The sequence below is a fragment of the Actinomyces procaprae genome (assembly GCF_004798665.1).
GTDB classification, from domain to species: Bacteria; Actinomycetota; Actinomycetes; order Actinomycetales; family Actinomycetaceae; genus Actinomyces; species Actinomyces procaprae.
The window spans coordinates 1,601,448-1,621,512 of sequence record NZ_CP039292.1 but is presented as its reverse complement, the minus strand read 5'-3'; the positions used below and the strand labels follow the sequence as shown (position 1 = coordinate 1,621,512).

General features: G+C 71.6%; 12 protein-coding genes. All 12 read left to right on the top strand.

The window, feature by feature from the left end; all coding sequences use genetic code 11:
* Nucleotides 1–19: 19 nt before the first annotated feature.
* The gene (gene rpe, locus E4J16_RS06470; protein ID WP_136313558.1) at nucleotides 20–685 is read left to right on the top strand and encodes a ribulose-phosphate 3-epimerase; all 666 of its coding nucleotides are present in this window, start codon (nucleotides 20–22) and stop codon (nucleotides 683–685) included.
* A gap of 246 nt (nucleotides 686–931) precedes the next feature.
* Entirely contained in the window at nucleotides 932–2,800 is a 1,869-nt protein-coding gene (locus E4J16_RS06465; RefSeq protein ID WP_136313557.1) for an ATP-binding protein, read from the top strand.
* Between the two features lie 2 nt (nucleotides 2,801–2,802).
* Complete coding sequence (locus E4J16_RS06460) at nucleotides 2,803–4,413, top strand: acyl-CoA carboxylase subunit beta (RefSeq protein ID WP_420809330.1); 1,611 nt, start codon at nucleotides 2,803–2,805, stop codon at nucleotides 4,411–4,413.
* 74 nt (nucleotides 4,414–4,487) lie between these two features.
* Nucleotides 4,488–13,982: a type I polyketide synthase gene (locus tag E4J16_RS06455; RefSeq protein WP_136313556.1), complete on the top strand. Its 9,495-nt coding sequence runs from the start codon at nucleotides 4,488–4,490 to the stop codon at nucleotides 13,980–13,982.
* A 663-nt stretch (nucleotides 13,983–14,645) separates the two neighbouring features.
* Nucleotides 14,646–15,299: a GNAT family N-acetyltransferase gene (locus E4J16_RS06450; protein ID WP_136313555.1), complete on the top strand. Its 654-nt coding sequence runs from the start codon at nucleotides 14,646–14,648 to the stop codon at nucleotides 15,297–15,299.
* Nucleotides 15,296–15,559, top strand: a complete 264-nt coding sequence (locus E4J16_RS06445) for a type II toxin-antitoxin system Phd/YefM family antitoxin (protein WP_136193030.1) — start codon at nucleotides 15,296–15,298, stop codon at nucleotides 15,557–15,559. The genes E4J16_RS06450 and E4J16_RS06445 overlap by 4 nt, the downstream gene beginning before the upstream one ends.
* An 11-nt stretch (nucleotides 15,560–15,570) precedes the next feature.
* Nucleotides 15,571–15,831, top strand: coding sequence for a Txe/YoeB family addiction module toxin (locus E4J16_RS06440; RefSeq protein WP_136193031.1), 261 nt, complete (start codon nucleotides 15,571–15,573; stop codon nucleotides 15,829–15,831).
* Nucleotides 15,821–16,321, top strand: a complete 501-nt coding sequence (acpS, locus tag E4J16_RS06435; RefSeq protein WP_136193032.1) for a holo-ACP synthase AcpS — start codon at nucleotides 15,821–15,823, stop codon at nucleotides 16,319–16,321. Before E4J16_RS06440 ends, acpS begins: the two co-directional genes overlap by 11 nt.
* Nucleotides 16,322–16,459: 138 nt before the next feature.
* Entirely contained in the window at nucleotides 16,460–17,464 is a 1,005-nt protein-coding gene (gene dhaK / locus E4J16_RS06430) for a dihydroxyacetone kinase subunit DhaK (protein WP_136193033.1), read from the top strand.
* Between the two features lie 4 nt (nucleotides 17,465–17,468).
* Nucleotides 17,469–18,143 (top strand): dihydroxyacetone kinase subunit DhaL, encoded by a 675-nt coding sequence (gene dhaL / locus E4J16_RS06425; protein WP_136193034.1) that lies wholly within the window; start codon nucleotides 17,469–17,471, stop codon nucleotides 18,141–18,143.
* Nucleotides 18,140–18,559 (top strand): dihydroxyacetone kinase phosphoryl donor subunit DhaM, encoded by a 420-nt coding sequence (dhaM, locus tag E4J16_RS06420; protein ID WP_136313554.1) that lies wholly within the window; start codon nucleotides 18,140–18,142, stop codon nucleotides 18,557–18,559. Before dhaL ends, dhaM begins: the two co-directional genes overlap by 4 nt.
* Nucleotides 18,560–18,566: 7 nt before the next feature.
* Nucleotides 18,567–20,048, top strand: a complete 1,482-nt coding sequence (gene putP, locus E4J16_RS06415; RefSeq protein WP_136193036.1) for a sodium/proline symporter PutP — start codon at nucleotides 18,567–18,569, stop codon at nucleotides 20,046–20,048.
* Nucleotides 20,049–20,065: the final 17 nt, after the last annotated feature.

The window sequence follows — 20,065 nt, the reverse complement described above, 5'->3', positions numbered from 1 at the left end:
CCGAGCGAAGGAGCCCTCCATGACACAGCCGGCCATCCACCCCTCGATCCTCAACGCCGACCAGGCTCATCTGGGTGCCGAGCTGGAGCGCGTGCGCAACGCGGACGGCCTGCATGTGGACGTCATGGACAACCACTTCGTGCCCAACCAGTTCGGTGGCCCGAGCCTGGTGCAGACCGTGCTCGCCCACACCGACCTGCCGGTGGACGCGCATCTGATGATCACCGAGCCGGACCGCTGGGCAACCGTGTACGCCGAGGCGGGCTGCGCCGTCGTCACCACCCACCTCGAGGCGACGGCGGCCCCCTTCAGGCTGGCGAAGGAGATCCACCGACTCGGCGCCGGCGTCGGCCTGGCGCTGCGTCCGGCCACCCCGTTGACGGCGGTGGAGCCGCTGCTGCCGGAGATCGACCTGCTGCTGCTGATGACCGTTGAACCCGGGTTCGGGGGACAGTCGTTCCTGGAGCCGATGCTCGCCAAGATCGCGGCCGCCCGCCGCCTGGTGGGGGAGCGGGGCCAGCAGCTGCGCATCCAGATCGACGGCGGTGTCACCGAGCGGACCATCGTGCGCGCCGCCGAGGCCGGAGCCGACGTGTTCGTCGCCGGGTCCGCCGTCTACCGGGCGGATGACGCCGCCGCGGCGGTCGCCACCCTGCGTGAGCTGGCCGCCGGCCACGCCCACTGAGGCCTCCGGTGAGCGCGTGCGCCGACACTCCGCGGCCATATTCAAGGTAACGGACCGGATTTGTGGTGATTCCACAATAGGCGCGCGATGGCAGGTCGCCGTATCGTTGCGGGGGGGCGGGGTTTGCGCAGCTGGCCCGAGAGAATGCCGTCATCGGCTTTGTAGACAAACGCGAGTTCGTGCCAGTTCGTGACAAGGTCTCGGACAGTCCCGCCCACACCGACCATCCACCCCAGGAGCCGCCCAGTGAGCGTTGACGCGAGCCACGCCCGACCCCTCAACCGCATTCTCATCGCCAACCGCGGCGAAATCGCCCTGCGCGTGGCGCGCACCGTCAGGGACCTCGGCGGCACGTCGATCCTGCCGTACACCCCGGAGGACCTGATGAGTCCGGCGGCGGAGCTCGTCGATGAGGCACACGCCCTGCCGGAGGGATCGGGATACACCGACGCGGCCGCAATCATTGATATCGCCCGCCGCACCGGTGCCGACGCCGTCCACCCCGGCTACGGCTTCCTCTCAGAGGACGCCGACTTCGCCCAGGCCGTCGCCGACGCCGGGATGACCTGGGTGGGCCCCTCGCCGGCGGCCATGCGCACCCTGGGAGACAAGCTGAGCGCCCGCGCCGCCGCCGTCACCTCCGGCGTTGAGCCCGTGCCCGGGATCACCGACGCGGTCACGGACCCCGACTCCGTCATCACCTTCGCCGCCGCACACGGCTACCCGGTCGCCCTCAAGCGCACCGACGGCGGCGGCGGCCGCGGCATCACCGTGCTGGGCGACGACGACGCCGTCCGGGCCACTCCCGCCTTCGACTCCGCCGCCGGCGTCGGCACCCTCATCCTGGAGAAGTTCGTCACCGCTGCCCGCCACGTCGAGACCCAGTGCGCGCGCGACTGCCACGGAGACTTCGCCGTGGTGTCGACCCGCGACTGCACCTTGCAGCGCCGCAATCAGAAGCTCCTGGAGGAGGCCCCCGCCCCCTGGCTGCCCGAGGGCATTGAGGACAAGCTGCACGAAGCCTCCCGGCGCCTGCTGGAGGCGGTCGACTACGTCGGCGTGGCAACCTGCGAGTTCCTGCTCACCCCCGCCGGAGAGCTGTGGTTCCTCGAGGTCAACCCGCGGCTGCAGGTGGAGCACTGCGTCTCGGAGGAGGTCACCGGCGTCGATCTGGTGGAGATGCAGCTGCGCATCGCCGCCGGGGGACACCTCGGCACGGTTCCCGCACCGCGCGGACACTCCCTGGAGCTGCGCATAACCTGCGAGGACCCGGCGCAGGGGCTGGCTCCCTCCACCGGCACGATCACCCGGCTGCGGTGGCCGGCGGGCCCCGGCATCCGCATCGAGTCCGGCGTGGTCGAGGGCGACACCGTGACCCCCACCTTCGACCCCATGCTCGCCAAGATCGTCGTCACCGGGGCCGACCGAGACCAGGCGATCCGCCGGGCGCGGCGGGCCCTTAGGGAGACGGTCGTGGAGGGCGTTACCGTGTGCACCTCCCTGCACGCGCAGGTGCTCGGCCGCGAGGAGTTCACCACGCCCGGTGCCGACTCGCAGCTGAACGTCACCACCCGCTGGCTCGAGGACGACGTACTGCCTCAGCTGCGCACCCCCCAGAATGCCGGTACCGCCGGCACTGCGGGTGAGCAGCCCCCGGCCGACGACCACCGCACCCGCTCCACCTACGTGGTCGAGATCAACGGGCACCGGCTCCAGGTAACCGTCCCCGACGGGATCCTCGGCGGACACAACCGGCGCCTGGGGGCGGGCTACGCCGGCGGCTCCAACCTGGCCCAGCAGCCACTGCGCGGGCGCGGGACCGGCCGCGGACGCGCCGCCACCGGAGCCAGCGCCCAGGGCGGCGATCCCGGCGCCATCGCTGCCCCCATGCAGGCAATCGTCACCCGCATCTGCGTGTCCCCGGGACAGCGCGTGCACGAGGGCGACCTGCTGGTGGTGCTGGAGTCCATGAAGATGGAGAACTACGTCCACGCCCCCATGGATGCCACCGTCGCCGACATCCCCGTCAGCGCCGGACGCACCGTGTCCGCCGGCGAGATCCTGGTTCGCATGCGCGACATCCGCGACGACTCACAGCCCGAGCAGGAGGCCTGACCATGACCGAGCCCGCAGTCAACACCGTCGCCCCTGACGCGATGATGTCCAGCTCCCCGGCGACCACCGCATTCCGGGAGCGCATTGCCCGCGTCGACGCCGAGGCCGAGGAACGGGCCGCCGCGCGCCAGCACGCAAAGGGCAAGCAGACCGCCCGCGAGCGCATCGACATGCTGCTGGATGCCGACTCCTTCCTGGAGATCGGCCGCTACTCCGGCTCCGGCGCGGGCGAGCAGGCCCGCCCCTCCGGCGTCGTGACGGGCTTCGGCCAGATCGGCGGCCGCCAGGTGGCCGTCTACTCCCAGGACTTCTCCGTGTCCGGCGGCGCCCTGGGCACGGTCGAGGGGGACAAGATCGTCCGGCTGCTGGATGACGCGCTGCGCCTATCCATCCCGGTGATCGGGCTGATCGACTCGGGCGGCGCGAAGATCCAGGAGGGAGTGGCCGCCCTGCGCCAGTACGGGCGCATCTTCAACCGCACCTGCGCCGCCTCCGGCCTGGTGCCCCAGATCAGCGTCATCCTCGGGCCGTGCGCGGGCGGCGCCGTCTACAGCCCGGCCCTGACCGACTTCGTGATCGCGACCCGCGAGGCCTCGCACATGTTCGTCACCGGCCCCGACGTGGTGCGTGCCGTCACCGGTGAGCGCATCAGCGCCGAGGAGCTGGGCGGGGCCGACATCCACGGCTCGGTCACGGGCGTGGTCCACTACGTCGCCGACGACGAGGACGACGCCCTCGCCCAGGTGCGTACCCTGCTCGCCTACCTGCCCTCCTCCTCCGATCAGGAGGCGCCCCGCTACGCGTATGAGGACGCCGACCGGGCCGCGGACAGGGACGCCGCCGCCGAGGTCGGCGACCTGGTGCCGGCCTCCCCCCGCCAGCCCTACGACGTCACCGCCGTGGTGACGGCACTGGTGGACCACGGGGAGCTGGTGCAGGTGCAGGAGGACTTCGCCGCGAACGTGGTGGTCGGCTTCGCCTGCTTCGAGGGACGGCCCGTCGGCGTCGTCGCGAACCAGCCCCTGGTGGATGCCGGCACCCTGGACGTGGACGCCTCCGAGAAGCTGGCCCGCTTCGTGCGCTTCTGCGACGCCTTCGGCCTGCCGGTGGTGACCTTTGTGGACGTGCCCGGCTACCGTCCCGGAGCCGAGCAGGAGCACGCCGGCATCATCCGCCGCGGTGCGAAGGTGATCAACGCCTATGCCTCCGCCACGGTCCCGCTGGTCACGGTGGTGCTGCGCAAGGCCTACGGCGGCGCCTACATCGTGATGGGCTCCAAGGCGATCGGCGCCGACCTGAACTTCTGCTGGCCCGGCGCCGAGATCGCCGTGCTCGGCGCTCAGGGGGCGGTGGGCATCATTCACCGCCGCGAGCTGAGCAAGGTGCGTGAGGAGTCCGGCGAGGAGGCCGCGGCCGCCGAGCAGCAGCGCCTGATCGACGAGTACACCGCCACGGTCATCAACCCGGACAAGGCCGTTGCGATCGGTGAGATCGACGCGGTCATCGCCCCCGAGCACACCCGCACCGTCATCGTCGACTCGCTGTCCGCCCTGGCGGACAAGCGCGACGGCCGGCGCGCCGCCCTCAAGAAGCACGACAACGGCCCGCTATGACCAGTACCGACACCAACAGCACCCGAACCGACAACCCGCAGACCAACGCAATCGACCCTACAACCGAGGACCGCATGACCACTCAGCCCACCACCCCCGACACCATCGCCGAGCGTCTGAGCGCGGGCGAGCCCTACGTGCTCGCCTTCGGCGGCCAGGCGACGCCCTGGCGCCGCACCCTTGAGGAGCTGGCCGGCCTCGACCGCGACCTGGCGGCGGAGCTCGTCGCCGTCGACACCGCCGTCGCCGACCGGCTGGCACCCGTCGCCACCGACCTGCTCACCGTCACTCCGCGGGGGGCGCGCTTCTTCACCGCGGCGGGCGCCCCGGTGGCCCCCGCACCCCGGGGGACGGCCGGACCCGCCGACACGGCCGACGTGTCGGTCCCCGGCATCCTGTTCGCCCAGCACGCCGCCCTCGCCTGCATGCCCGGCTCCGGGGTGGACCCCGCTGGTGAGCAGGTCCCCGACGCCGTGATCGGCCACTCCCAGGGGGTGCTCGGCGTGGCCCTGCTGCGGGCGCTGCGCCAGGCCCGCGCTGAGGGCGCGGGCGCGACGGCGGAGCCGGTTGTCGAGGTCCATGCGATTGCGCGCCTGATCGGTGCCGCCGCGGCACGTACCACCGGCAGGCTCGACCTGGGCACGGTGGGGGAGACCACCCCCATGCTGTCGGTGCGTGGCGTCACCCGCGAGGTGCTTGACGGGGTGCTGGCGCGGGTGCCCGGTTCCGAGCAGATCGCCGTCGGCGTGGTCAACGGGCGCCAGGCCCACATCCTGTCCGGGCGACCCGCCGACCTGGAGCGCGTCATCACCGCCCTTGAGGCGGCCGCCGACCGCAGTGCGCGCGACCGTAAGGAACGGCGCCGTGGCGGCGCCGTGCTGAACCCGGTCACCGAGTTCCTGACGACCTCCGTCCCGTTCCACACGCCGCTGCTGGCCGACGCCGTCGACGACGTCGTCGCCTGGGCCGCACGCTCCGGGCTGGACGCCGAGCTGGCTCGCGAGCTGGCCGTGGCCGTGCTCATCGACCCCGTCGACTGGCCCTCCCTGGTCACCTCCGCCCTCGACGAGGGGCGCCCCGCCCGGCGCCTGATCCTCGACGTCGGCCCGGGTACGGTGCTGTCCCGCCTGACCGAGCCGGTAGTCGCCGGCACCGGCACCACCGTGGTGCCCGCGGGGACCGCCCGCCACATCGATGACCTCGACCGGGCCGGAGCCGCCCCGGCCCCCACCGTGGACCGCGCCCGCTTCGCACCCCGCCTGACCCAGCTGCCGGACGGCCGGATCACCCTGGACACCGCCTTCACCCGGCTGACCGGACGCTCCGCGATCCTGCTGGCCGGCATGACGCCGACCACCGTCGACCCGGAGATCGTGGCGGCCGCCGCGAACGCCGGCTACTGGGCGGAGCTCGCCGGCGGTGGCCAGACCACCGCCAAGGTACTGGCCGACAACCTCGCGGGCCTGGAGGAGGCCCTTGAGCCCGGCCGCACCGCCGCCTTCAACGCCATGTTCATGGACCGCTACCTGTGGAACCTGCACCTGGGCACCCAGCGGCTGCTGTCCAAGGCGCGCGCCGCCGGCACTCCGGTGGACGGCGTGGTCATCTCCGCCGGTATCCCGGAGCTAGACGAGGCCGTCGCCCTGATCACCCGCCTGCGCGCGGAGGGCTTCCCCTACGTCGCCTTCAAGCCGGGCACCGTCGACCAGATCCGCCAGGTGATCGCCATCGCGAAGGCCGTCCCGGACGTGCCGGTGATCGTGCAGATCGAGGACGGGCACGCCGGCGGGCACCACTCGTGGGAGGACCTGGACACCATGCTCCTGGCCACCTACGACTCGATCCGTGCGGTCGACAACCTGGTGCTGTGCGTGGGTGGCGGCATCGGCGCCCCCGAGCGCGCCGCCGACTACATCACCGGGCGCTGGGCCGAGGCCTACGGAACCGCCGCCGCCCCGGTTGACGGCGTGTGCGTGGGCACCGCCGCCATGACCTGCCTGGAGGCCAAGACCAACGAGGACGTCAAGCAGCTCCTCGTGGACACCCCCGGGATCGACCCCGCCCACGAGGGCGGTTGGGTCGCCTCCGGCGCCTCCGCCGGCGGCATGACCTCCGGGCTGTCCCACCTGCGTGCCGACCTGTATGAGATCGACAACTCCTCCGCCCGCGCCTCCCGCCTGATCCAGGAGCTCGCCGGCGACGACGAGGCCATGACCGCGCGGCGCGAGGAGATGATCGCGGCCCTGGCGAAGACCGCCAAGCCGTACTTCGGTGACGTGGAGGAGATGACCTACCTGGAGTGGGCGACCCGGTACGCGCAGCTGTGCGTGGCCCCGCACGAGGGACGCGCCGCCACCCGCGCGGACTGGGCCGATGAGGGCTGGTACGACCGGTTCCTCGACCTGCTGCACCGCATTGAGGCGCGTCTGCACTCCGCCGACCACGGGGAGATCGCCACGCTGTTCGCCGGTGAGGACGACGTCCTTGACGCCGACGCCGCACTGGCGGCGCTGGCCGAGCGCTACCCGGCGGCCGCCACCACCCAGGTCGAGCCCGCCGACGCGGCCTGGTTCGTCGACCTGTGCCGCAAGCACCCCAAGCCGGTGCCCTTCGTCCCGGTGCTCGACGCCGACATCCTGCGCTGGTGGGGGACCGACTCGCTGTGGCAGTCCCAGGACCCCCGCTACACCGCCGACCAGGTGCGTATCATCCCCGGCCCGGTCTCCGTCGCCGGCATCACCACCATCAACGAGCCCGTCGGCCACCTGCTGGGCCGCTTCGAGACGGCCGTGATCGACGCGCTGCGCGACGCCGGTGAGCAGGCCGCCCCCGCGGCCGGTCGCCTGGGTGCGTCCTCCGGCGTCGGCGCACGCCCCGTGGCCGACGCCACCGAGCTGGTCCGCGCCACCCCGCACGTGCTGTGGAACGGCCACCTGACCGTCAACCCCGCCCGGGTCCTGGACGACGACGCCTACCAGGTGGTGGCGCGCCCCGACGTCGCCGAGGACGCCTATGACCTGGACATTGCCCTTGACACCCACTGGGACGACACCCCCGGCGGGGAGAGCATCCACGCCGTGCGCCGCCTGGTGGTGCCGCTGCGACTGGCCCGCGCCTGGGACGGGGCGGCCCCGTTCGTGGACCCGGGTCGCATCAGCGACACCATGAACGACCTGCTGCGCAACACGGCCGGGGTGGGCGCCGTATCCATCACCGGCGACCTGGTCGAGCAGCTGCCCGAGGTCATCGCCCCGCAGGCCGACGCCGTCGACGCCCTGGGCCGCCCGGCCCACCAGCCCTTCGGCACCGTTCACGCGCGCTTCACCCTGGCCGACACCCTGGGTGCGGACCACGCTGCGGTCACCGCCGACGCCCTGCCCACCAGCCTGGCGGCGGCCCAGCTCGTGCCCGACGCCCTGCTCGGCCCCTGCTGGCCGGTGGTCTACGCCGCCCTGGGCAGCGTCGTCGAGGACGGCATGCCGCTGATCGAGGGACTACTGGGCGCCGTCCACCTGGATCACACCATCGACCTGCGCCGTCCGCTGGCGGAACTGGCCCGTGAGGCCGGCCCCGACTGCGTCATCCAGGCCGACGGCTGGGTCGCCGCCCTGGAGGAGTCCAGTGCCGGCCGCGTGGTCGACGTGCGCCTGCAGCTGACCGACGCCGCCGACGGCAGCCTGGTGGCCCTGATGCGGGAGCGCTTCGCCATTCGTGGCCGCGCCTCCGGCAACGCGGTGCCCAGCTCACCCGAGCAGGCCGGCGGCACCGGGCGCGAGACGGCGCCGGCCGCCCGCCGCCTGCTGCGGCGCGTAACCGTCACCGCCCCGAGCGACATGACCGCCTTCGCCCGGGTCACGGGTGACTTCAACCCGATCCACACCAGCTACCACGCCGCGAAGGTCGCCGGCATGGATGCCCCCCTGGTGCACGGCATGTGGCTGTCGGCCACCGCCCAGCAGGCGGCCGCCGCGACGGCCACCGACGGCACCCGCCACGTGCTCGCCGGCTGGACCTACACCATGCTCGGCCCGGTCGACCTGGGCGACCGCGTCCAGATCAGCGTTGAGCGCACCGGCCTGGTGGTCGGCGGCGGCCTGGTGCTGGAGGTGACCTGCCGCATCGGCGACGAGGTCGTCTCCCGCGGCACCGCGGTGACCGAGCCCGAGCCCACCGCCTACGTCTACCCCGGCCAGGGCATCCAGGCCCGCGGCATGGGACTGGACGAGATGCGCACCTCCAAGGCGGCCCGCGAGGTGTGGGAGCGCGCGGACGCACACACCCGTGCGGAGCTGGGCTTCTCCGTCATCGCGCTCGTACGCGACAACCCCACGGAGATGACCGCCCGGGGCGTCACCTACCGGCACCCCGACGGCCTGCTGAACCTCACCCAGTTCACCCAGGTGGCGCTGGCGACCGTGGCCATGGCGACCACCGCGCGCCTGGCCGAGGCCGGCGCCCTGGTGGAGTCGGCCGCCTTCGCCGGTCACTCCCTGGGCGAGTACACCGCTCTGAGCGCCTACGGGCGGGTCATGTCCGTGGAGACGACGATCTCGATCGTCTTCCAGCGCGGCTCCACGATGCACTCGCTCGTACCGCGCGACGAGACCGGCGCCTCCAACTACCGGATGGGTGCACTGCGCCCGAACCAGGCGGGTATCTCCGCCGCAGGCGTGGAGGACTACATTCGCGAGGTGTCTGAGGCGAGCGGGGAGTTCCTGCAGATCGTCAACTACAACCTCGCCGGCGTGCAGTACGCCGTCGCGGGCACCATCAAGGGCCTGGAGGCGCTTGCCGCCGACGCCCGCGCCAAGGCGGCCGCCCGGGGCGGGAAGAACCCCTTCATGTACGTCCCCGGCATCGACGTCCCCTTCCACTCGGAGGTGCTGCGTCCCGGTGTGCCCGAGTTCCGTGAGCGCCTGCTGACGCTGATCCCGACGGACCTGGATGTGGACCGGCTGGTCGGCCGGTACGTGCCGAACCTGGTCGCGCGCCCCTTCGAGCTGACCCGCGACTTCGCCGCCGCCATGCTTGACGTGGTCCCCTCCGAGCCGGTGCGCGAGATCGTGGACGACTTCGAGCGGTGGGCTAACCGGCCCACCGAGCTCGGCCGTCAGCTGCTGGTGGAGCTGCTTGCCTGGCAGTTCGCGTCCCCGGTGCGCTGGATCGAGACGCAGGACGTCCTGCTGGGCTCCCCCGCGGAGGGCGGACTGGGCGTCGAGCACATCGTGGAGGTCGGCCTGGCGGCGTCCCCGACGCTGGCGAACCTCGCCTCCCGCACGCTCGCGCTGCCGCAGCACGCCGGCCGCCACGTGGTGGTGCACAACGCCCGCCGCGACGAGGCGCGCGTGCTGGCCACCGACACCGACCCGGCCGCGGGCCTGGAGGAGGAGGCCTTCGAGCTGCCCGACGCGCCCGCGGAGGCCGACTCTGCGCCGTCCGCCCCGACTCCCGCTGCCCCGCCCGCTTCCGCTCCGGCCCCTGCGGAGGCTGCGCCGGCGGCTCCTGCCGCCGGCGCCCCGGCCGCGTCCGGTCCGGTCGCGGACCTGTCCTTCGGCGCCACCGACGCCTTGACGGTGCTGCTGGCTTACGCCGCCCGCATCCGCCCCGAGCAGATCGCGCCGACGGACACCACCGAGTCGCTGACCAACGGCGTGTCCTCGCGGCGTAACCAGCTGCTGATGGATCTGGGCACCGAGCTGCAGCTGGCCAGCATTGACGGCGCCGCGGACGCGGACATGAGCACTCTGGCCGGCATCGTCGCAAAGGGCGCCCCCGGCTACAAGGCCTTCGGGCCCGTCCTCGCCGATGCCACCCGTACCGGCCTGGGCCGTATCCTCGGCCCCTCCGGGGTGCGTGCCGGCCGCATCGCCGACCGCGTGACCGGGACCTGGGGCCTGGGTGACGGCTGGGCCTCACACGTGACCGCGGAGATCTTCCTGGGCACCCGTGAGGGGGCCTCGATGCGCGGTGAGGACCTCGCCACGCTGGGCTCCTCGGCACCGCTGACGAACGCGGGCGCCGTCGACGCCCTCATCGACGCGGCCGTGCAGGCCGTCGCCTCCGCCCACGGGGTGAGCGTGGCCATGCCGAGCGCCGGCGGTGCCGGCGGTGCGGTGGTCGACTCCGCCGCCCTGGACGCATTCGCCGCCCAGGTCACCGGCGCCGACGGGGTGCTGGCGACCACGGCCCGCGCGCTGCTTGACGCGCTGGGCCTGGCCGACAAGGCCGGCGTCCCGGCGGACGCCGGGGACGAGGCTGCGGCCACGCGCAAAGCCATTGAGGCGATTGACGCCGAGCTGGGCAGCGGCTGGGTCAAGTCCGTAACTCCTGCCTTCTCCGCCGACCGTGCTGTGCTGATCGACGACCGCTGGGCCTCGGCCCGCGACGACCTGGCGCGCCTGGGCAACGGGGACATGGACCTGGAGGAGGCCAATGCCCTGCTGATCCCGCAGCGCTTCACCGGCCTGGGATCCGCCGTGGCCGACCAGGCCGCCTGGTGGGGCCGGCAGCTGCGCGCCGCCGACGCCGCCGGCCTGCCCGCGGCCGACCTGGCCGCTCGCGCGGAGCTCGCCGAGGCGATCTCCGCTGCGGCCGCCCAGAACCCGGTCGCCGGCGCGGACTCGGTCCGCTGGGCGGACGACGTGGCCGTGGTCACGGGTGTGGCTCCCGGCTCGATCGCCGCGGCCGTCGTCGGCGAGCTACTCGCGGGCGGGGCGACCGTTGTGGCCACCAGCTCCCGCCTGACCCACAACCGGCTCGCCTTCGCCACCCGCCTGTACCGGGAGCACGCCTCCGCCGGTGCCCGCCTGTGGATGGTGCCCGCGAACCTGGCCTCCTACCGGGACGTGGATGCGCTGGCCGACTGGATCGGCAACGACCAGGTGGTCACCTCCGGCGGCTCCACCAAGCTCGTCAAGGAGGCGCTGGTTCCGACCCTGCTGTTCCCCTTCGCGGCGCCGCGGGTGGTCGGCACCCTCGCGGATGCCGGCCCGGCCGCCGAGTCCCAGACCCGGCTGCTGCTGTGGAGCGTGGAGCGGACCATCGCCGCGCTGTCCGCCATCGGCACCGACACGCACGTCGACCACCGGCTGCACGTGGTGCTGCCGGGCTCGCCCAACCGGGGCACCTTCGGCGGCGACGGCGCCTACGGCGAGGTAAAGTCCGCGCTCGACGCCGTCGTGAACCGGTGGCGCGCGGAGAAGAACTGGTCTGGGCGGGTCACCCTTGCCCACCCGCGCATCGGCTGGGTGCGCGGCACCGGGCTGATGGGCGGCAACGACCCGCTGGTCGCCGCCGTTGAGGCCGCGGGCGTGCGCACCTGGTCCACCCAGGAGATCGCCTCCGAGCTCGTCGCGCTGTGCACCACCGAGGTGCGCGGGCGTGCCGCCCAGGCTCCCGTGCAGGCGGACCTGACCGGTGGGCTGGGCGACGACGTGGACCTGGTGGCACTGCGTGAAAGCGCCCTGGCCGCCGCGCCCACGGCGCAGCCGGAGGCGGAGCCGCAGGCAACCATTAAGGCGCTGCCCACCCCGCAGGTGCCCACGCAGCCCACTGCCCCCGACTGGGGCGAGGTGGACGCGGACCTGGACGACCTGGTCGTCGTGGTCTCCACCGGCGAGGTCTCCACCTGGGGCTCGGGCCGTACCCGCCGTGAGGCGGAGCTGGGCATGAGCGCCGGTGACGACGTCGAGCTGACCGCGGCCGGCGTGCTCGAGCTCGCCTGGGGCATGGGCCTGCTGACCTGGCAGGACAGCCCGAAGGCCGGCTGGTACGACACCGACGGCGAGTTCGTCGAGGAGTCCGACATCTACGCCCGCTACCGGGACGAGGTCGTGGCCCGCTGCGGTATCCGCGAGTTCGTCGACGACGGCGTCATCGCCACCGAGGGCCCGGAGGAGGTCGCGGTCTACCTCGACCACGACATCACCCTCACCGTGGCGGACGAGGCCACCGCCCGCACCATCGAGGTCACCGACCCCGAGCACACGCTGGTGGCACCGGAGCTGTCCGACGGCGCTCCCACGGGGGAGTGGACCGTCACCCGCCTGGCCGGGTCCCTGGCCCGCGTGCCGCGCCGCGCGACGCTCTCGCGCACCGTGGGCGGACAGTTCCCGGTCGACTTCGACCCGGAGCGCTGGGGCATCCCCGCCTCAATGGTGCAGGGCATGGACACCATCGCCTCCTGGAACCTGGTCACCGCGGTGGACGCCTTCCTGTCCGCCGGATTCTCCCCGGCCGAGCTGCTGGCGGCGGTGCACCCCTCCGACGTGGCCTCCACGCAGGGCACCGGATTCGGTGGCATGGAGTCCATGCGCAAGATGTTCGTCGGCCGGTTCCTCGGTGAGGAGCGTCCCAGCGACATCCTGCAGGAGGCGCTGCCCAACGTGGTGGCCGCCCACGTCATGCAGTCCTACGTCGGCGGCTACGGCTCCATGGTGCAGCCGGTCTCGGCCTGCGCCACCGCGGCGGTGTCCATCGAGGAGGGCTGGGACAAGATCGCGCTCGGCAAGGCCGACGTGGTCGTGGCCGGCGCCATCGACGACATCTCCATCGAGTCGGTGGTCGGCTTCGGCAACATGAATGCCACGGCGGAGGCCGAGGCCATGTACGCCAAGGGCATCTCCGCCCGCCACTTCTCCCGCGCCAACGACCGCCGCCGCGGCGGCTTCGTCGAGGCCGAGGGCGGCGGCACGGTGATCCTGGCCCGGGGCTCCGTGGCGGCCCGACTGGGGCTGCCGGTGGCCGGCGTGATCGGATTCGTCTCCTCCTACGCCGACGGCGCCCACACCTCCATCCCCGCCCCCGGGCTGGGTGCCCTCGGCGCGGGCCGCGGCGGCAAGGACTCCCGCCTGGCCAAGGCCCTGGCCGCTCTGGGTGTTGAGGCCGACGACATCGCCGTGGTGTCCAAGCACGACACCTCCACCGGCGCGAACGACCCCAACGAGTCCGAGCTGCACACCCGTCTGGCGCGTGCCCTGGGACGCAGCGAGGGCAACCCGCTGGTGGCCGTCTCCCAGAAGACGATCACCGGCCACGCCAAGGGCGGTGCCGCGCTGTTCCAGGTGGCCGGCCTGACCGAGATCCTGGCCACCGGCATCGCGCCGGGTAACGCCAGCCTCGACGTGGTCGACGCCCCGCTTGAGAAGGACGCCTTCTGGGTGTGGCCGCGCACTGCGATCCGCCTGGCGGGCCGCGGCGGAGCCGACGGCCGCGTCCCGGGCGCCGGCCCGGTGCGTGCGGGCCTGCTGACCAGCCTCGGCTTCGGTCACGTATCCGGCCTGATCGCCCTGGTGCACCCCGGCGCCTTCGAGGCGGCCCTGCGCGCACAGGGTGGTCAGGAGGCCGTCGACGCGTGGGTGGCCTCCGCCAACCGGCGCCTGGCCGCCGGCACGCGTCGCCGCCGCGCCGGCATGATCGGCCGTGCCCCGCTGTTCGAGCAGATCGACGGGCGGCGCCTGGGCGAGGAGCGCAAGGGCCGCGACCCGCACGAGGTTGAGGCCGCCATGCTGCTGGACCCGGAGGCCCGCCTCGGCGCCGACGGCGTCTACCACACCGGCGAACTCGCCTAACACCGCGAGATCGGTTGATATAACCGCCGAGATCGGTAGAAGTGGTGGCCCCGGGAGCTTCGACTCCCGGGGCCACCACGCCGTGGGGCGCATCTTGGGGTTGTCGGCGCGGATGTGTCCGTGGTTCGGACACACCGCGGCCTGTCAGCTACTTCGACCTGCCCAGTGTTTACGAGGGCAGGGATTCTTCTGGGCATCGAGTCTTTGCGGACCCCGGGCCCCTTCCTTGGTGCCGGGAGTGGGGCCTCACCGTGCGGTGGTGTTTCCCGCGGGGTTCGTGCTCGTGGTGGTCTGTGTATCGACAGTTCGTACCTTTGGTTGACGGTTCGTACTTTTGCGCCGACGATTCGGACTTTTATGCGACGGTTCGGCACCTAGATGTACGTACCGTCGTCAGAAGGTACGAATCGCCGACCAGAAGGTACGAACCCCCACACGAAGGTGCTGCGTTGTTTCCACAGCTTTGGGAGCCTTGAGACAATGGCTTCTAGGATGCCGGGGCACCTATCATTGACGGAATCGTGTCCCTACTCGGCAAAAGATCGAGGGCGCGTGGTTGAGCGTCCGCCTGGCACGCCCGGCATTCCGCACACGCAGGCCACCCGTCGGCCCGCCACACACGCTGACACGAATAGCTGTCAGACGGAGACTTAAGATTGAGTGATGAGCAACGCCAGACGGGCCGCCTACCACAACGAAGACTGCTTGTTCACGGTGCGCCCCATGCGCGCCTCAGACGCTCGTGCGGCTACGGGAGTGTGGTACCGCGCCTGGTGCGACACCTACGTCCACCCCGAAGGGGCCACCCGGCAGTGGGTCGACGAGATCTGGAAGCCTCGGCTCAGCGACGAAGGCATCGCCCGGCTGGCACAGGACGCGGCCTCCGGGGAACGAGGCTCTTACATAGTCGCCGACGGCGGCGACGGCGAGATCATCGGCGTCGCGATCACGCAGGTCGGGGATGCAGGCGACCAGTACCTCCAGGCCCTCTACATAGATGCCGCGTTCAGATACCGCGGGGTCGGCAGCGCGCTGGCCCGGGCGGCCATGGCGGGCTTGGATCCGGACCGGCCCGTCGACCTGGATGTGGCCCGCTTCAACCGTGGGGCGCAACGCTTCTACAGGCGACTCGGATTCCAAGCAATTCCGGGCTCGGAGGCGCTGTGGCGGGGCGTGCTCCCGGTGGTCACCATGCGCCGGCCCGCCGGCTGGCGCCAGCAGCGGACGACTGGCGCGAGACAGAACTGCTCGGCGACGCTCCATTGCAGTGAAGAATCAACGCGACGTACAGTTTTCTGCACAGGAGGTGAGTCATGAGGACCATGACCTACACGGAGTCCCGCGCACGCTACGCCCAAGTGCTCAATGACGTGGTGGACGACCGCGAGGAGGTCGTCATCACTCGAGCCGGGCACGATCCCGCCGTCATCGTCTCCCTAGCTGAGTATGAGGCGCTCAAGGAGACCGCTTATCTCCTGCGCAACCCCGCCAACGCCAGACGGCTCCTGGAGTCGATCACCGAGCTCGAGGAAGGGCGCGGCAAGGCCCACGAGCTGGTGAACACCGGTGAGGACTGACCGGGCCCGTCATGCGACTCATCTGGTCTACCCACGCCTGGGAGGACTACCTGTGGTGGCAGGCTGAGGATCGTCGAGTGCTCGAACGCGTCAATCTCCTCCTCCAGGACATCCAACGGCACGGCAGCGAGGGACCCGGCAAGCCTGTGGCCCTCCGCGGCAATCTCAGCGGCTACTGGTCGCGTCGCATCACCGCCGAGCACAGGCTCGTTTACCGGGTCGGTGGGGATGACATTCTCGTCGTTGCGTGCAGGCTCCACTATGGGCGTTGAACCGCGGTTGCCCGACGTCCCTGAACGTCAAAACGGTGGGATCCTCGGCGTCGGCGTGGACCTGGTCCACATCCCCGGCCTGGCCGAGCAGCTGGACCAGCCCGGCACCGTCTTCGCCGGGCGGGCCTTCACCGCCCGCGAGCGGCGCGACGCCGCTCGCCGGGCCGACGCCGGCAGCTCACCGCAGGTCGAGCACCTGGCGGGACGCTGGGCCGCGAAGGAGGCCTTCGTCAAGGCCTGGTCCGCCGCCGCCAACACCGTGGCCGGGCGATCGGTCCCTCCGCAGCTGTCGCCTGAGGCGGTCGACTGGCGTGAGATCGAGCTGGTCGGTGACCGCTGGGGACGCCCGTCCCTGCGCCTGACCGGAACCGTTGCCGCGGCGGTTGGCGCAAGCCTGGGGGAGGATGCCGCCGCACCTGAGCGCTGGCCTGTATCCCTGAGCCATGACGGCGACTGGGCGGTGGCCATCGTGCTGTGCACGGCGCCCTGACCCGCCCTGCACGGCGCCCAGCGGGCCGACGTGAACGAAGCGTCGTACCGGTCCTGCACAGCCCCCTGCATATATCGAACCGGCCGCCTACGCATGCCGCGGCAGTGATCGGCGCCTCAGTCGCGGTACAGTTCTGCCATGAAAAAGTTAATCAACTCCGTCGATGGGGTAGTCACCGACGCACTGGCCGGAATGGCCGCGGCACACCCCGACAGCCTCAGAGTCGATGAGGCGCAGCACATCATCTACCGGGCCACTCCCAAGGACATGGGCAAGGTCGCCATCGTCTCCGGCGGCGGCAGTGGCCACGAGCCGTTGCACGGGGGCTTCGTCGGAACCGGCATGCTTGACGCAGCCTGCGCCGGGGAGATCTTCACCTCGCCTGTTCCCGACCAGGTATCTGCGGCCACGGCGGCCGTCGACCGCGGCGCGGGCGTGCTGCACATCGTGAAGAACTACACCGGCGACGTCATGAACTTCGACATGGCCGCCGAGCTGGTCGCCGCCGAGTCCGGCATCGAAGTCGCCACCGTGGTGACCGCCGACGACGTCGCCGTGGAGGACTCCCTCTACACCGCCGGCCGCCGGGGTGTGGGCGTGACCGTGATCGTGGAGAAGATCGCCGGCGCCGCCGCAGAGGAGGGCCGCACGCTCGCCGAGGTCGCCGCCGTCGCCAAGCGCACCTCCGAGGCGGGCCGCTCCATGGGCGTGGCACTGACCTCCTGCACCGTGCCCGCCAACGGCAAGCCCTCATTCGACCTGCCCGACGATGAGATCGAGATCGGTATCGGCATCCACGGCGAGCCAGGTCGCCGCCGCGAGAAGATCGCTTCCGCGTCCGAGATCGCCGCCCGCCTGACCGCGCCCATCCTGGAGGAGCTGCCCGCCGGTGACGGCCACGGCGTAATCGCCTTCCTCAACGGCATGGGTGCCAGCCCCCTGCTGGAGCTGTACCTCATGTACGGCGAGGTCGCCAGGATCCTCAAGGACGCCGGGATCAAGGTGGAGCGCTCGCTGGTCGGCAACTACATCACCAGCCTCGATATGGCCGGCTGCTCGCTCACCCTGGTGCGCGCGGATGAGGAGATGCTGCGCCTGTGGGACGCCCCGGTGAACACGCCCGGACTGCGGTGGGGGGTATGAGCACATGACCTCGACCACACCTACACCTCTGACAGTCCTCGACGGGGCCGCCGTAGCCGACTGGATCCGCCGCACCAGCCAGCTCATCTCCGCGCACGCCGACGAGCTCACCGCGCTTGACGCCGCGATCGGCGACGCCGACCACGGCGCCAACATGAAGCGGGGCCTCGCCGCCGCGGTCGACGCACTGGCGTCGCAGCCGCAGGCACCCGCGGCCGTGCTGAAGCAGACCGCCATGGCTCTGATCTCGAAGGTCGGCGGCGCCGCCGGCCCGCTGTATGGCACCTTCTTCCTGCGCATGTCGACCGCCTGCGCCGGCAAGGACGCCCTGGACGTCGACTCCCTGGCTGCGGCCGTGGCTGCCGGCGTCGGTGGCATTGTCCAGCGCGGCAGCGCCGAGGCGGGTGACAAAACCATGATCGACGCCTGGAATCCCGCACTGGAGGCGCTCAACGCCGCCGCTGCAGACACCTCCTCCCTGGCGCAGGCCGTTGCCGCAGCCGCAGCCGCAGCGGATTCCGGCCGCGCGGCCACCGAGCCGATGCCGGCGAAGAAGGGGCGGGCGTCCTACCTGGGGGAGCGGTCCATCGGCCATATCGACCCCGGCGCCGCCTCCACGGCACTGATCGTGCAGGCGCTGGCAGACGTCGTCTCCGGTAGCGCGGCGGGTGAGGCATGACCGGCATCGTCGTCGTCTCTCACTCGCGCGCCCTCGCAGAGGCAGTCGTGGACCTGGCCAAGGGGCTGATCCCCGGTCTGGAGGTGCACACGGAGGTGGCCGCTGGAATGCCCGACGGCACCCTGGGAACCGACGCCACCGAGATCATGGCCGCCGTTGAACGTGCCGACGACGGCGACGGCGTGCTGGTCCTGGCAGACCTGGGCAGCGGCGTGCTGTCCGCCCAGATGGCTCTGGAGCTCCTCGACCCGGAGCTGGTCGCACGCGTACGCCTGTCCGGTGGCGCTCTCGTGGAGGGTCTCGTCGCCGCATACGCGGCAGCGGGCACCGGCAAGGACCTGGAGACGGTACACGCCGACGCCGACGCCGCCGTGTCCCTTAAACTGCGGCAGGTTGCAGGCCCACCGTCCCCATAGGAGAACCATGACCGAGACGACCTTCCAAGCCATCTCCATGATCATCTACTTCATCGGAATGGTGGCGATCGGCTGGTGGGCGTACGGTCACAACGACTCCTTGGACGACTACATGCTGGCTGACCGCGGGCTCGGACCCGCGGTCAGCGCGCTTTCTGCCGGCGCCTCAGACATGTCCGGCTGGTTGCTCATGGGCCTGCCCGGGGCCCTGTACGCCAGCGGGTTGGTGGAGGCGTGGATCGCCGTCGGACTGACCGTGGGCGCCTGGCTCAACTGGCGCTACGTGGCGCCCCGGCTGCGCTCCTACACGGAGGTCGCCCAGGATTCCATCACCATCCCCAGCTTCCTGGACAACCGGCTCCATGACGACCGCCACCTGCTGCGCTGGGCCAGCGGCGGCGTGATCGTCGTCTTCTTCACGTTCTACGTGTCCGCCGGCATGGTCTCAGGCGGCACCTTCTTCGAGTCCTCCTTCGGGATGGACTATCGCCTGGGGCTGACGCTGGTGGCCGGCATCACCGTCATGTACACGCTCGTCGGCGGTTTCCTGGCGGTTTCCTACACGGACCTGGTCCAGGGCATCATGATGGTGGCCGCGCTGGTCGCCGTGCCCGTAGTGGGCGTGGTGCGCCTGGGCGGGCCGCTGCAGGCTCTGCGTGCCGTCAGTGAGGTGGACCCGCACTACTGGGCGGTGCTGGGCCCGACCACCTCCGTGATCGGCATCCTCTCCTCCCTGGCGTGGGGCCTGGGGTACTTCGGGCAGCCGCACATCATTGTGCGGTTCATGGCGCTGCGCAGTCCCCAGGAGGCGGTCTCAGGGCGCCGCATCGGCATCGGCTGGATGCTGTTCGCCGTAGCCGGGGCCGCCGCCACCGCGATCGTCGGAGTCGCCGTCTTCCAGCGTGACTATACCGAGCTGGCCAATCCGGAGACCGTCTTCATCGCCCTCGGGCAGCTGCTCTTCCACCCCTTCGTGGCCGGATTCATGCTGGCCGCCATCCTCGCCGCCATCATGTCCACCATTTCCAGCCAGCTGCTGGTGACCTCCTCGGCGCTGATCGAGGACATCTACCGGCACGTCTTCCGTCGCGAGGTCTCACAGCGGCGGCTGGTCATGTACTCCCGCTTCGCCGTGCTCGTCGTCGCCGTGGTCGCCGCCGCCATGGCGTGGACACCCAATGACACGATCCTGGCGCTGGTCGCCTTCGCCTGGGCGGGCTTCGGCGCCTCCTTCGGCCCCACGATCCTGCTGTGCCTGTACTGGCGGCGGCTGACCGCTACGGGCGCCTTCGCCGGAATCATCGCCGGCGCGGTCGTCGTGATGCTCTGGGCCAATGCCTCGGGCGGGCCCGGCGGCATCTTCAACCTGTACGAACTCGCCCCCGGATTCGCCGCCAACCTTCTGGCCGCGTGGTCCGTTTCGCGTGCGGGGCGCCCCGATGAGGCGGTCGGCGCCGAGTTCGAGGCCGCCGTGGCCGCATCCCGCTGACGGCGTCGACGACGAAT